General features: G+C 29.9%; 11 protein-coding genes and 1 other annotated feature. Of the genes, 8 read left to right on the forward strand and 3 right to left on the reverse strand.

Going from position 1 to position 15056, the window contains the following annotated elements:
- The first annotated feature begins 267 nt into the window (after positions 1–267).
- Positions 268–6048 (forward strand): glycosyl hydrolase family 95 catalytic domain-containing protein, encoded by a 5781-nt coding sequence (locus E5347_RS02605; protein ID WP_136004332.1) that lies wholly within the window; start codon positions 268–270, stop codon positions 6046–6048.
- 278 nt (positions 6049–6326) lie between these two features.
- Here the strand turns inward: E5347_RS02605 and E5347_RS02610 are convergent, their stop codons facing one another.
- From E5347_RS02610 to E5347_RS02620, 3 genes are read right to left on the reverse strand one after another with little or no spacing between them, the layout of a single operon-like run.
- On the reverse strand, positions 6327–6902 hold the full coding sequence (locus tag E5347_RS02610; protein WP_136004334.1) for a manganese catalase family protein: 576 nt from the start codon (positions 6900–6902) through the stop codon (positions 6327–6329).
- Between the two features lie 5 nt (positions 6903–6907).
- Positions 6908–7162, reverse strand: a complete 255-nt coding sequence (locus E5347_RS02615; protein ID WP_136004336.1) for a spore coat protein CotJB — start codon at positions 7160–7162, stop codon at positions 6908–6910.
- Positions 7155–7436 (reverse strand): spore coat associated protein CotJA, encoded by a 282-nt coding sequence (locus E5347_RS02620; RefSeq protein WP_136004338.1) that lies wholly within the window; start codon positions 7434–7436, stop codon positions 7155–7157. The genes E5347_RS02615 and E5347_RS02620 overlap by 8 nt, the downstream gene beginning before the upstream one ends.
- A gap of 385 nt (positions 7437–7821) precedes the next feature.
- Between E5347_RS02620 and E5347_RS02625 the strand changes: the two genes are divergently transcribed.
- The 7 genes from E5347_RS02625 (at position 7822) to E5347_RS02650 (ending at position 15049) form a co-directional block, all read left to right on the forward strand.
- The gene (locus tag E5347_RS02625; protein ID WP_136004340.1) at positions 7822–9186 is read left to right on the forward strand and encodes an FAD-binding oxidoreductase; all 1365 of its coding nucleotides are present in this window, start codon (positions 7822–7824) and stop codon (positions 9184–9186) included.
- Between the two features lie 62 nt (positions 9187–9248).
- Entirely contained in the window at positions 9249–10115 is an 867-nt protein-coding gene (locus E5347_RS02630) for a tRNA 2-thiocytidine biosynthesis TtcA family protein (protein WP_136004342.1), read from the forward strand.
- Positions 10116–10529: 414 nt separating this feature from the next.
- Positions 10530–10718 carry a DUF4250 domain-containing protein gene (locus E5347_RS02635; protein ID WP_136004344.1) on the forward strand — a complete coding sequence of 63 codons (189 nt, stop codon included), beginning with the start codon at positions 10530–10532 and terminating at the stop codon, positions 10716–10718.
- Between the two features lie 17 nt (positions 10719–10735).
- Positions 10736–10861, forward strand: a complete 126-nt coding sequence (locus tag E5347_RS17170; RefSeq protein ID WP_279230082.1) for a hypothetical protein — start codon at positions 10736–10738, stop codon at positions 10859–10861.
- Positions 10862–10918: 57 nt separating this feature from the next.
- Complete coding sequence (locus tag E5347_RS02640; RefSeq protein ID WP_136004347.1) at positions 10919–12637, forward strand: putative bifunctional diguanylate cyclase/phosphodiesterase; 1719 nt, start codon at positions 10919–10921, stop codon at positions 12635–12637.
- A 133-nt stretch (positions 12638–12770) separates the two neighbouring features.
- Positions 12771–14153 carry an MATE family efflux transporter gene (locus tag E5347_RS02645; RefSeq protein ID WP_136004349.1) on the forward strand — a complete coding sequence of 461 codons (1383 nt, stop codon included), beginning with the start codon at positions 12771–12773 and terminating at the stop codon, positions 14151–14153.
- 22 nt (positions 14154–14175) lie between these two features.
- Positions 14176–14406 (forward strand) — a binding site (T-box leader).
- Positions 14407–14521: 115 nt separating this feature from the next.
- Entirely contained in the window at positions 14522–15049 is a 528-nt protein-coding gene (locus E5347_RS02650; RefSeq protein ID WP_136004351.1) for a tryptophan transporter, read from the forward strand.
- The last annotated feature ends 7 nt before the right edge of the window (positions 15050–15056 follow it).

Raw genomic sequence — 15056 nt, forward strand, 5'->3', positions numbered from 1 at the left:
CATTATTTACCAATTTTAATAGTTTTTTTAATGTTATTATATATTAAAATATAATAGAAGGTGTAAATGTATACAATGTGAAGAGGCATGGGATGAGGGGAAGATATAGGATTCAGATGGTTAATTAGAATAATAGTATCTCCAGTAGGTATTTTTATGCTAAAAACAATATAATTGAAAAATTAAATAAATATATTAAGTAGTTAGACGTCTTGAAATGTAAGCAAAAATTATATTTTAGGCGTCTTAAATTTTAGGAGGAGAAAAATGAAAAGGAAGAAAAGGATAATTTCAGCAATACTAACTTTATCAATGTTAGTATCAACAGGTAAAACCATATTTGCATTAGACAATAATGTAAATGACATTAAATCTATAAATGATAATGAATTGCGATTATGGTATGACTCTCCAGCAGAGGATAGTTATAATGGATGGGAAAAATGGTCACTACCTATAGGAAATGGTCATATGGGTGCAAGTATATTTGGTGGAGTAGAATATGAGAGAGTACAATTAAATGAGAAGACACTTTGGTCAGGCGGACCAAGTGAAAGCAGACCTGACTATAATGGTGGGAACATAGAGTCTAATGCAACAGTTAAAGTTAATGGAGTAGATGTTCCAATAATGAAGGCAATTCAAGATGCGTTTGCTAGAGGGGATATGGCTACAGCTAATAGCTTGTGTAATAAACTAACAGGAGTTAGCGATGATGCAGGAACAAAAGGATATGGTTACTTTTTAAGTTATGGAAATATGTATTTAGATTTTAAAGATAACGTAAAAGCTAGTAATATTAAGAATTATATACGTGACTTAGATTTATATACTGCAATTTCAAGTGTAAATTATGATTATAATAACATTAACTATAATAGAGAATATTTTATGAGTTATCCTGACAATGTGATGGTTACAAAACTTTCTGCTAGTGAAAAAGGAAAGTTATCTTTAGATATTAGACTGGAACCAGATAATACTAGAGGGGGAGGACCTAATATAAATAATGGGTATAGTCGTACATTTACTAAAACTGCAAAAGATGGATTAATAACTATTTCTGGTAAGTTAGATGATAATCAAATGAAGTTTAACTCTCAAACTAAAGTAATAAATAGTGGTGGTACAATTACTGATTTATCAGATGGAAATGTAAATGTAAAAGATGCTGACGAAGTTCTTATAATAACTTCAATAGGTACAGATTATAAAAATGATTATCCTGAATATAGAACAGGAGAAACTGATGAAGAATTAACGGCTAGAGTAAACAAATGTGTTATAGAGGCTAGCAAAAAGGGATATGAAGGTCTTCTAGAGTCACATTTATCAGATTATCAAGGCATATTTTCAAGAGTAGATTTAGATTTAGGTCAAACACCATCAAGTATGACTACTGATAAATTACTAAAAAAATATAATGATGGTACTGCACCAGAATCTGAACAAAGAGATCTTGAGGTTATGTTATTCCAATATGGAAGATATTTATCAATAGCTTCTTCACGTGATGGATCATTACCATCTAATTTACAAGGAGTATGGGCAGGGGGAAATAACTCTCCATGGCATTCAGATTATCATATGAATGTTAACCTTCAAATGAATTATTGGCCATCATACTCAACAAATATGGCAGAAACAGCGTTGCCATTAATTGATTATATAGAATCATTAAGAGAACCAGGCCGTGTTACAGCAGAAATTTACGCAAATATAAAGAGTGATGATAAAAATAAAGAAAATGGATTTATGGCTCATACGCAGAACACCCCATTTGGGTGGACAGCACCAGGGTGGAGTTTCGATTGGGGTTGGTCTCCAGCAGCAGTTCCTTGGATTTTACAAAATGTGTGGGAATATTATGAGTATACTGGTGATGTAGAATTTATGAAAACTAAAATCTACCCAATGTTAAAGGAAGAAGCTGTTTTATATGAGCAAATGTTAATTGAAGATCCTAAAACTGGTAAATTGGTTTGTTCACCAGCATATTCTCCAGAACATGGACCAAGAACTAATGGAAATACTTATGAGCAATCTTTAATTTGGCAGATGTATGAAGATGTTATAACAGCAGCTAAATTAGTAGGGGAAGATCCAGAGGTAATTTCAAAATGGGAAGATATACAAAGAAATTTAAAAGGGCCTATTGAAATTGGTGATAGTGGCCAAATTAAAGAATGGTATGAAGAAACTACTTTAGGAAGTATGGGAGATAAAGGACATAGACACATGTCTCATCTTTTAGGGTTATTCCCTGGAGATCTAATTTCTGTAGAAACTCCAGAGTTACTTGAAGCAGCTATTTTTTCACTTAATGATCGTGGTGATCAAAGTACTGGTTGGGCAATGGGGCAAAGAATTAATACTTGGGCAAGAGTAGGAGACGGAAATCGTGCTTATAGTTTAATTCGTACATTATTTAAGAGTGGTATTCTTACAAATCTTTGGGATACTCATGCACCATTCCAAATCGACGGAAACTTCGGTATGACTTCAGGAGTAGCTGAAATGCTTATGCAAAGTAATATGGGATATGTTAATTTTATGGCGGCTATGCCTGATAAGTGGGAAGATGGATCTGTATCTGGTTTAATTGCTAGAGGAAACTTTGAAATTGGTATGGAGTGGCAAGATAAGCAAGCTACGAAGTTTACTATTACTTCAAATAATGGTGGAGAATTTATTGGAAAATATGAAAATATAGGATTATCAATTGTTAAAGATTCTAAAGGAAATTTAATTAATTATAAAGCTTTAGAAAATGAAAAAATAGCTTTTGATACAGTTAAGGGTGAAACTTATACAATAATTAATATTCCAACTTCAAAATTAGATGCACCAACTAAATTAAGTGCATATAGAACAAGTGATGAGAGTATTGACTTAGAATGGGATGCTGTAGAAGGAGAAAATGTAAATTATAATGTGTATCGCCAAATAGATAAGGGAGATTTAGTACTAGTTGGTAAGAATATAGAGGCTACAACTTTAACTGATGAAAATGCTCAGGATATATTAGGAACATTCAGATATAGTATTTCAGCAGTTATTGATGGAAATGAAACTAAGCTATCAGATTCAGTAGGTGTTAAAGACTTAAGAAATATGGCAGGATATATTGATGACCAAGACCCTCGTATAACCTATGTAGGAAGCTGGGGAAACTGGTCTGAAGCAGTTAATCACGCAGGTACAGTAAAATATATAGAGACTCCAAATGGAAATGAAACAGCTGAATTAACTTTTGTGGGTACAGGAATAGAGGTTCTTGTAGTAACTAATGCAGATAGAGGTAAATATGAGGTATTTATTGATGGTGTTAGTAAAGGCGAAGTAGATACTTATAGTCCATCTACAGTAAGAAAAAAGGTTATATATACTATTAATGATTTAGAAAAGGGAAAGCATACAATTAAGTTAAGAGCAACTGCAACAAAAAATCCTAGTGCAAGTAAAGCAAAAGTAGAACTAGATGCATTTAAAGTTATAGATAATTCAAAGCCGGTAGTAACAGGCATTGATGTAGAATCAAAATCAGGTATATATACTTTAAGTAAAGCTAATAGTAAATTACAAATGGTGGCTAATATTACTCCTGTAGAGGGAACTAATAAAGAGGTATTATGGAAGGTTACAGATAGTTTAGGAAATGCAACTAACCTTGCGACTATTGATGAAAATGGACTTGTAACTATAAATTCAAGTAATGGAGTAGTTAAGGTTACAGCTATATCTAAGGAAAATGGAGAAATAACAAAGTCAGTAGATGTTAAAATTGCTATACCAACATCAACAATTGAGACTATTGTAGAAGATGCTGTAAACAACAATGGTTGGACAAAGAATCCTCAGTTTACATGGACAGGTACTTGGTCAACGTGGGCAGGAGAAGCAACTAAACATCATGGTGGTACTAAGACTGAAACAGGGTTAGGAGCTGAAACAATAGGCAGTAGCATAGAGTACACATTTAACGGAACTGGGATAGATGTTTATGTACACAAGCACACTAATTTTGCTAGTTTTGATATTTCTATTGATGGTGGAGAAAAAACTAATTATTCTTTAGAAGGAAATGATCAGGGACAATCACTACTTGCATCATTTAAAAATCTAGAAAATGGTGAGCATACTATTAAGTTAACTTCTAAAGAGCGTTCTGGTAAATATCAAGTAAATCTTGATTATTTCAAAGTATTTACTAATGAAGTAAATTCGCCATTAGATAAAAATGACTTACAAACAAGTATTGAAAATAATATGAACAAATTAGAGAAAGATTATACAGATGAAACATGGGAAGTATTTAAAGAAGCTTATAATAATGCAGTAAATATAATGAACGATAATAATGCAGAAGTTGAAGAAATTAAATCAGTAACAAAAGCATTAAATGATGCATCTACAGCTTTAGTTGAAAAGTCAGAAACAACACCTCCTGTAATAGGAAATGCAAAGGGAGAAGCTATAGGAATTGAATCAACTACATTGATGTTGAGATGGGATTTAGTTCAAGATTCAGTAAAATATAATGTTTATAAAGTTAATGGTTCAACTGGTGAGGAAACATTTTTAGGGAATACTACAAATTTACACTTTAGGGTAAATGAGTTGCTTCCGAAAACAGAATATGAATTTAAAATAAAGGCAGTAAACAAAAATAATATAGAGGCTGAGCTTCCAGTTATTAAAGCAACAACTAAGGCTGCTTTAGATATGGAAAGACCAAGTGATGTTAAAAACTTAAAAGTCAGCAAAAATCCAATACCAACAGCAAGGATTTCTTGGGATAATGCAACCGATAATTTATCAGTAAAAGGTTATAAGATATATGTAAATGGAATACTTTTAGGTACAACAGTAAATACAAATTATGAATTAACTGGATTAGAGTACGGAAAAAGCTATCTTATTAAGGTATTAGCCTTCGATGAGGCGGGAAATGTTTCACTTAACTCTGAAGTATTAGAAATTAATGAAAATGAAGATTTACCAGAAGTTGATAAAGATGAATTAATTAAATTAATAGCTAAAGCAGAGGAATTAAAAGAAGAAGATTATACAAGTGAAAGCTTTGCAAACTTTAAATATGAATTAGATAATGCAAAAGTAATATTAAGTAATGAAGGTGCAACACAAGGAGAAGTAAATGATGCATTTAATAAATTAAATGATGCAATAACAAAACTAATTAAGAAACCTGAAATACCTGAAGTAGATAAAATAATGCTAAAAGCTACAATAGAATATGCTGAAGAAGTAAAAGCAAATGGAGCTCTTGAAAATGTTATTCCAACAGTAGTTGAAGAATTTAATGAAGCACTTGAAAATGCTAAGGATATTTTAGCTGATAAAAATTCTACAGAAGCTGAAGTAGATGAAGCTGCAAAAAGATTAGTTAATATAATTCATATGCTAGATTTCAAGAAAGGTGATAAGGAAGAACTTAAGAAACTAGTTCAAATAATAGATGCTTTAGATGGAAGCAAATATAAAGAAGCTACTTGGACTGCACTTCAAGCAGAGCTTGAAAAAGCTAATAAAGTAATAGTAGATGAAAATGCAATGGAAGCAGAAGTAAAAGAAGCTTATAATAAATTAGTTAAAGCTTATCTTGATTTAAGATTAGTTCCAGATAAGTCTAAGCTTGAAGAATTAGTAAATAAAGCAGAAAAAATAGATACTTCTAGGTACACTAAAGAAAGTGTTAATGTCTTTAATGCAAAATTAAAAGAAGCTAAAGTAGTTTTAAGTAATGAAGATGCGACTCAAGAAGAAATTAATAAGGTATCAGAAGGATTAGAATTAGCCATAGGAAACTTGGAATTAGCACAAGGTAATGGAAATGGTAGCAATGGCAACGGAGATGGCAATGGAAATGCTGAAAACGGTGATGCTGGAAATAGTGATAATAATAGCGGCAATAATTCAAATAAATTACCAAGTACAGGAGGAAGTTCATCAGCAACAGTAGGTTTATTTGGAGTAATAGTATCATTGATAGGTGTATTTGTGCTAAAAAGAAGGAAACAATTATAATTAAAAATTAATTAGATGTCTTTGAATGTAAAGAGATAATTATCTTCAAAGACATCTTATAAATAATTGACTATAATAAAAAAACAAAAGTAGTTCTAGCAGATGATTTTATATTAAAAGGAAAATAATAAAATTTATTAAATAATAGATGTCTCAAAATATAGTTAGAAAAATATATTTTGAGACATTTAATCTTTAGTTTAATAATAATGAAACTAAAATATATATTGATTTAATATTAATGCTAGTAATAATATTAAAGAGAGTATTTTAAAGTTTTACTTACAAAAATCAGTTAGCTTAGTATTGTCTTGAATGTCAACTAATGCTTCACCAAATCTTTGGAAGTGGACAACTTCTCTTTCTCTTAAAAATCCTAATATTTTTTTTATTTCAGCATCATCTGTTAAGTTGATTAGCCATTCATAAGTAGCTCTAGCTTTTTGTTCAGCAGCCATATCTTCAGTTAAGTCAGCAATTACATCTCCTTTTGCTTGTATATATGTTGCAGTCCAAGGATTACTAGTTGCATCTGTATAAAATATAGCTTTTCCATGATCAGCATAATGACCATCTAAACCAGCAGCTTTTATATCTTCAATAGAAGAGTTTTCCATAATTTGATGTACCATTGTAGCCATAACTTCTACGTGAGCCAGTTCCTCAGTACCGATATCTGTAAGCAGTGCTTTAGATTTACCAGTTGGCATAGAATATCTTTGGTCTAAATATCTAAGGGCAGCACTTAATTCTCCATCTGGGCCACCATATTGAGTAACTAAAAGTTTAGCCATTCTTAAATCTGTTGATTTTAAGTTAACTGGATGCTGTAGGGTTTTAACATAATACCACATTTAATTTACCTCCTATCATTTTCCCAAGGCCATGGTGAATTAACCCAAGCTTCAGGATTTTGAAAATAAGCTCGCCCAAAGTTAGTTAATGGACCGTACTCTTTTTCATAATCCCAAATAACCTTATTAAGCTCACAAGAAATAGTTTCAAAGTCTTTTTTTGCTTTTTCACAATTAGGAAAATTATCTAGGTAAAGATTTAAATCAACAGCAAAAAATTGAAGCTTTTGAATTGTATCTAAGTATTCACTTTTATTCATGCTTTTTTACCCCCTTAATGGATTTAACAGCACAATATGGGCTATACAAGTCTTTAAATATAGTACCAGCAGCAAAAGCATCATCGATATTAAATAAATTATCATAAGGTTGAAGGTTAATAAATACTTTTCCATACATGTAAGGAGTGAATACCTTATAAGATTCATAACAGTTTTTACTTGGATCTTCGCAGAGGGTATTACAGTGGGTTTTTCCTGGATTGTTTACACATTCGTTGCATTTAGTACAATTATCATGATCACGAAATGACATAAATACTTCCTTTCACAAAATAGCTTTGTTATTATAATATGTATAAAATAATTAAATGTTAAGGAAAGATGAAAAATTAAGAAAAATATTAAAATAGAGGAGAAATTTATAATTTTTAATGATATTTTATTTTGATATTTTGTGTGATATTATTTATATATATGTTTCAATGAGTAATACACATCTTGAGAACTTATGTTATTTTAATTGAAGAATAGTTCGAAAAGTAAATTACATTAATTGAAAGCATCGATTTTTTTAATTTTTATATAAGTTGATTTTGTAATTAACTAACTGGAATATTTTACATATGAAAAATAGCTTAATAGCATGTGAAAAATTTATTTCAACTTATATATATGAATAAAATGCAGAAGGTGATTAAATGAGAAGTGTTAATTATAGAGGATTGACTGGTAAAGTAGTAACTAAAAATAGTGAAGAATATAATGCTTCTATAATATGCTGGAATAGAGCAATAGAAAAATATCCATTAGTTATAGTTTATTGTTTTAACGAAGATGATGTAATAAATACAATTAAGTGGGCTAGAGAAAATAATATAGAAATTAGAGTGAGATCAGGAGCTCATAGTTATGAGGGCTATTCTACAGGAAATGATGTAGCGATTATTGATGTGAGCAACTTAAATAAAATATATATAAATGAAGACAAGTTAATTGCTAAAATTGGCGGTGGAGTAAGAAATAGAGAAGCTTATGAAGTTTTTGGATCTATGGGGTATGCTTTTCCAGGTGGAGGATGTCCAACTGTAGGTGTTCCAGGATTAATATTAGGTGGAGGCTGGGGCTATTCATCAAGGTTTTTAGGACTAGCATCTGATAGTTTACTTGAAGCAGAAATTATAGATTATAAAGGTGATAAGTTAATTGTAAATAAAGAAGAAAATAGTGAACTTTTTTGGGCGTTAATGGGAAGTGGAGGATGTAATTTTGGAGTAATTACGTCTATGACTATTAAAATAAAAGAAAAAGCTAATATGGGAACTTTAATATATATTAATTATCCAAGTATTACAAAGGAAGATAATATAGAAATTGTCATAAGACTACAAGAGTTATATAAGGTTTTAGATAGAAAGATGAATTTAAAAACAGCGATATATAATTCAAGGGAAAAAGGCAGAGGAGTAAAAATTACTGGGTTATTTTATGGTAACTCTGAAGATGCTAAAGAAATACTAAAACCTCTTTTAGATATAACTAATAATATAGAAATTACCATAGAAGATAAGAGTATACTAGAATGTAATAGATGGATACAAGATAGTCATCCAGATTATGAAAAGTATAAATCAACAGGAAGATTTATAAATAGAGATTACATAAAAGAAGAAATTGAAGAACTTATAAATATAATCGATAATCCAGCAAAAGGATATGACTACACAGCCATTACTTTTTATGGTGCAGGTGGAGCTATTAGAGATGTTGATAAATTAGATAGTGCTTATTATTATAGAGATGCAAATTTTATTATGGGCATTCAATCTGTTTGGGAAATGGACAAGTATGCAGAGGAAAATAAGGAATGGGTTAAAGAGAATTTTAAAACTTTAAAATCTTTAACTAATGGATCCTTTGTAAACTTTCCTATAATTGGATTAGAAAATTATGAAGAAGAATATTATGGGGAAAATATTAAAAGGCTTAGAGAAATAAAAGCAAAATACGATCCTTATAATGTTTTTACTTACCCTCAAGTTATAAAGTCAAAGGATGAAATATAAGATAAAGACAATAGGATTAAAAAGTGATATAATTGATAAGGATTATTAAATGAGGTGATAAATTGATAAGTATAGCTGGAAAAGGTTGCGAGAGACTTGTTCCTACTGAAGAGAAAAAGCCTTTAGAGGAAATAGAGCGTAGCCTTGTTAAAAAATATAGAAAACATATATGGACTAAATTTGTTAAGGCAGTTAAAGACTACAATTTAGTTGAAGAAGGAGATAAAATTGCTGTAGCTATATCTGGAGGAAAAGATTCATTACTTATGGCTAAGTGTTTTCAAGAATTGAAAAAGCATGGTCAAATGAATTTTGAATTAGAATTTATAGCAATGGATCCTGGATACCATCCTCAAATAAAGGAACTTTTAATAGAAAACTGTGAGCACCTAGGTATTCCAGTTCAAATATATGAAGGTAAAGTTTTTGAGGTAGTGGATAAGATGGCTAGAGACTATCCATGCTATTTATGTGCTAGAATGAGAAGAGGTTCTTTATATAATAAAGCTAAGGAACTTGGATGTAATAAGCTAGCTCTTGGTCATCATTATAATGATGTTATAGAAACAACATTACTTAATGTTTTATATGCTGGTAATTTCAAGACTATGTTACCTAAGTTTAAATCTGCTAACTTTAAAAATATGGAGCTTATAAGACCTCTATATTATGTAGAAGAAGATTACATAAAGAGATTTACAAATAATGCTGGAATATGGCCACTTAATTGTGCATGTATGGTTGCAGCAGAAAAAATAGGTAATAAGAGGTATGAAATTAAGGAATTAATAAAAGAGCTTAAGAAAAATTTTGATGGTGTTGAAAAATCAATCTTTAAGTCAGCTGAAAATGTTAATTTAGACTCAATTCTCGGCTGGGAAAAAGATGGGATTAAAACAAAGTACTTAGAAGTTTATGATGAGGAATAATTAACGCTATATTATTTATAATAATAATGTAGCGGAGGTGATTTTATGGCGAAGAAAGGTCAAAAGGCAAGTTGGGAGAATAAGAGATACCAACCACCTAAGGCAAGTGAAGCTTCTAAAGTACCTGAAGTTAAATAAGAGTTAAGTCATTAAAAGGGGCTGTTGAACAAACAGCCCAAATTAAAAATTAAAAATGAAGAATTATTGATGTAATTCTTATAGAATTACTAAAATTAATTTCTTTTTAAAACTCCTTCGGGAGTTTTTTCATTAATTTTTCATTATGCGATAGCACCTTCTTATATTTTATTAAAATTTAAAAATTTCTACGCATATTTTGCTTTTTTTATTAAAAAATATATGGTATATTTTATTTAAGCTTTAATGCTGAAAAATGTGAATTGGAGAAATAATATGGATAAAGATAAGTTTATTGCTATGGACCCAAATATTTTATTAAGTATGGTTAATATGAAGCTTAGAGATTTCTATTCTAGCTTAGATGATTTATGTGATGATATGGGAATAATTAAAAGTGAATTAGAAGAAAAGTTAGAATCTATAGATTATAAATATGATAAAGAAAGAAATCAATTCAAATAAAGTAGGGGGGATAATTTATGAAATTAAAAAACTTTGGTAAATTAGCCGTTTTAGTAGCAGCTGGAACAGCTTTAGTAGCAACATTAATTAATGATAATAAGGAAAAATCAAAAAAAGAAGAAGTTCTAACAGATAGAGAATAAAAATCTTTTACTTAGATATAGTAAATTTTCATAAGGATAAAAGGTAGGAAGAGGTTTATGAGTAATGACAAGGAAGTTAAATACCTTAAATTTAAGAGCAGAAAATCCTTAGCTTTTGATGAGAGTGACGAGTTTTTATCTAGGTTCAAAGAATCTTTTATAAAATCAATAAATGGACTGTTTATATTTGCAGATAGAGAAAAAGACTTGGTAATATTCTATGGGAATAATAAGGGAATCATAGGGTTTCATGATGATTTTATAGTTATGTCTTTTAAGGAGTGTATGGAGTATATTCATCCAGATTTTATTGATATATTGATTAATGGGATTAAATGCAATTTAGAAGAAATCGAAATTAAAATAATCAATTTAAATGGGCAAGAAGTATGGATTAGTATTAAAGGACAAGGTGAAAAAGGGAGCCTTCAAAGATTTGAAGGCTATGTACATAACATAACTAAGGAAAAAGAAGCAAGTTTAAAATTAGAGTATATGAGTTATTATGATGAATTAACTGGCTTGATAAACAGAAAAAGATTTAAAGAAATCATAGATGAGGAACTTAGAGCGCATACATTAGTAGAAAGTAGAGGGGCTCTAATAATAATTGATATAGATAATTTTAAATTTGTTAACGATTCTTATGGGCATATTTATGGAGACTTGTTCCTAAAACGATTCTCTGAGGATTTAAAGAAAATACTTGAATCCAACTCTAATATTTGTAGATTTGGTGGAGATGAGTTTTTAGTTTTCCTTCCAGACATAGAAGATATTAAGGAAATTGAGGATATTGTTACAAAGATTGTAAACATATTAAAAGAACCCTATAGTATAAATGGTAAAAAAATATTTTCTACAGTAAGTATTGGTGTTTCTGTCTTCCCAGATGATGCTGAGGATTTTGAAGGTTTATTAAAGAATTCTGATGCATCTATGTATATGGCTAAAAGTAATGGTAAGAATCAGTGGCAAATGTTTAATAGTAATATATCAAGGGAAATAAATAGAATATATTCTATTCAAAAGGGACTTAGAACAACCTTAGAGAATAATGAAATGTATGTTGTGTTTCAACCTAAGGTTAGACTAACTGACGATGAAGTTGATGGCTTTGAAGCTTTACTAAGATGGAAAAACGAGGAAATGGGATTTGTGAGTCCAGCGGAGTTTATTCCAATTGCAGAAAGTACAAGACTTATTATTCCTATTGGAAAGTTTGTATTAAGAGAAGTATTTGCTAAAATTAAATATTTACTATCAGAAGGATATGATAATTTTAAAATAGCTGTGAATCTTTCAGAGATTCAATTAAGAGAAGGAGACTTGGTAACGTATTTTAATTCTCTAATAGAAGAGTTTCAAGTATCTCCTAAATATATTGAAATTGAAATAACTGAAAGTATGATTATGAAATCTGTGGATAGAAATATTCGGTATTTGTTAGAAATTAAAGAATTAGGAGCATCTATTGCTTTAGATGATTTTGGAACAGGCTATTCATCATTAAATCATTTAACTAAATTACCTATAGATGTTTTAAAAATTGATAGGAGTTTTGTAGTTGATATGACTCAAAATGATAAATCTAGGTTTATAGTAGAAAATATTATTCAACTATCCCATAAGCTGGGAATTACTGTAGTTGCAGAGGGCGTTGAAGAAAAAGAGCAGGTAGATTATTTAAAGAGTATTGAATGTGATACTGTTCAGGGATATTATTATAGCAGACCAGAACATTTTGAAAATGTAATAACTATGTTAAGTAAATAGGAATGGCTGTATAGTTGATAAGGAATAAGGGCTTATAAAGGATGATTAGTTAATTAAAATCTTTTATAAGCCCTAGATATGTTTAAAAGTTATGTTTAAAAATAGATTTTATAATACAACTTGGGGGGATAACATGAAAAAGACAGTCGATTTAGTATCAGGAAATATTTTATCAGCATTAATAAAATTATCATTACCTATATTAGGTACATCATTTATTCAAATGGCTTATAATATGATAGATATGATATGGGTTGGGAGAATGGGTAGTGATGCAGTTGCAGCGGTGGGAACGGCTGGATTTTTCACTTGGTTTGGAAGTGCGTTAGTTTTTATTTCTAAAATAGGAGCAGAAATAGGTGTATCTCAAGCTATAGGTAAAAAAGATAAAGTAGAAAGAAATAAATATATTTATAATAGTTTGCTTATAAATATTATAATTGCAATTACATATACAATTCTTTTAATACTTTTAAGAAATAATTTAGTTGGGTTTTTTAAATTAGGTAATGAAGAAATAATTAGAATGGCTATAGAATACTTAATTGTGGTTTCATTAGGAATGATATTTAGCTTTTTAAATCCTTTATTTACAGGGATATTTAATGCGTCTGGAAGTAGTAAGGTACCATTTTTAATTAATTCCATAGGACTAGTATTTAATATAGTTTTTGACCCAATACTGATCTTTGGACTTTTTGGCTTCCCAAGATTAGGCGTTATTGGAGCTGCCTTAGCTACTGTATTAGCACAAGTTATAGTTACTTTAATTTTTATAGTAGCATTTATTAAAAATGGATATAGTTTAAGTTTAAAGAATAAAAAATATATAGATAAAGCTATAATAATAAGAATATGTAAACTTGGTATCCCAATGGCTCTACAAAATTGTGGATTTTCATTTTTTGCTATGGTAATAGGAAGAGTTGTAGCTTCATTTGGACCAGTAGCAATTGCGGTACAGAAGGTCGGTTCACAAATTGAAGCTATATCATGGATGACTGCAGAAGGATTTGCAGCTGCATTAACAGCTTTTGTTGGACAAAATTATGGAGCAAATAAATGGGGAAGAATTTTAAAGGGATATAAGGCTACAATATTAGTGGCTAGTGTACTAGGAGTTCTTTCAAGCCTATTATTAATTTTTGCTGGAAGAGAATTATTTTCTGTATTTATTCCAGAGAAGGAAGCTATTGAGGTAGGTGCAGCTTACCTAACTATACTGGGATTTTCTCAACTATTTATGTGTATAGAAATAACTACTGCAGGTGCTTTTTCAGGTTTAGGAGATACAGTTACTCCTTTTTGGGTAAGTATAATACTTACAGGTCTTAGAATACCTATAGCTATATTTTTAAGCTCATATTTAGCATTAGGATTAAATGGAGTATGGTGGAGTATTAGTGGAACTAGTATTTTAAAAGGAATAATATTAGTTATTCTATTCTTTATAATGGTCATTATTCCAAATAAAAATAAATTTAAAAAAAGTATTGACAATTTAGAGTGTAGATAATATTATATATATAAATTAACAATTAATTCCTTTGAAGAGGGAGAGTAGCTATTATGTAAGGTTTAAGAGAGCTGAAGATGGTGAGATTTCAGTACTGTAACAGATAGTGAATGGGCCTCTGAGGAGTAAGGCGAAATTATTTAAAGTAGCTAAACCGTAAGTCCCACGTTATAGGGAATAGGGTATGAAGTACCTGATTAGAGAGGCTTTTTTAAGCAATTTAGGTGGCACCACGGATAATACCGTCCTATACATTTTGTATAGGGCGTTTTTTTATACTCAAAAATAGTAAGGAGCTGGTAATTATGGTATGAACTTTAGGTGATAGCAGAGATTAAATTAAATTTAATAAAAAAGGGGAATTTAAAATGGAAAGAAATTTAAATGTTAAAAAAATGATATTAAATGCAATATTAATAGCAATAGGAGCACTATTACATCAAATTACGCCAGCTTTAGGATTACCAATGCAACCAGATTTAGCTTTAGCAATGTTATTTATAATTATATTGATAAATAAAGATTATAAGACAACATTAATTTCAAGTATAATAATGGGTGTTATTACTGCTCTTACAACGAAGTTTCCAGGAGGACAACTTCCGAATATTATTGATAAGCTTGTAACAGCTCACTTAATATTCTTTACATTTAAGATAATGGGAGAAAGAATTTCAGATTTTGTTAAGATAGTAGTAGCTTTAAGCTTAGGAACTGTAATAAGTGGATTAGTATTTTTAGGATCAGCTAGCATAATAGTTGGACTTCCAGGACCTTTTATAGTATTAGTTAGTACAGTAGTAATACCAGCAGCAATTATGAATATATTTTTAGGAATAATTTTATATAAAGCAATTGGAGTGGCTTTAAAAGCAACGAGAACAGAAATAGTATAGGAATAGG

This window comes from Clostridium sartagoforme (assembly GCF_004794105.1).
In the GTDB taxonomy this organism is placed as follows: domain Bacteria; phylum Bacillota; class Clostridia; order Clostridiales; family Clostridiaceae; genus Clostridium; species Clostridium sartagoforme_B.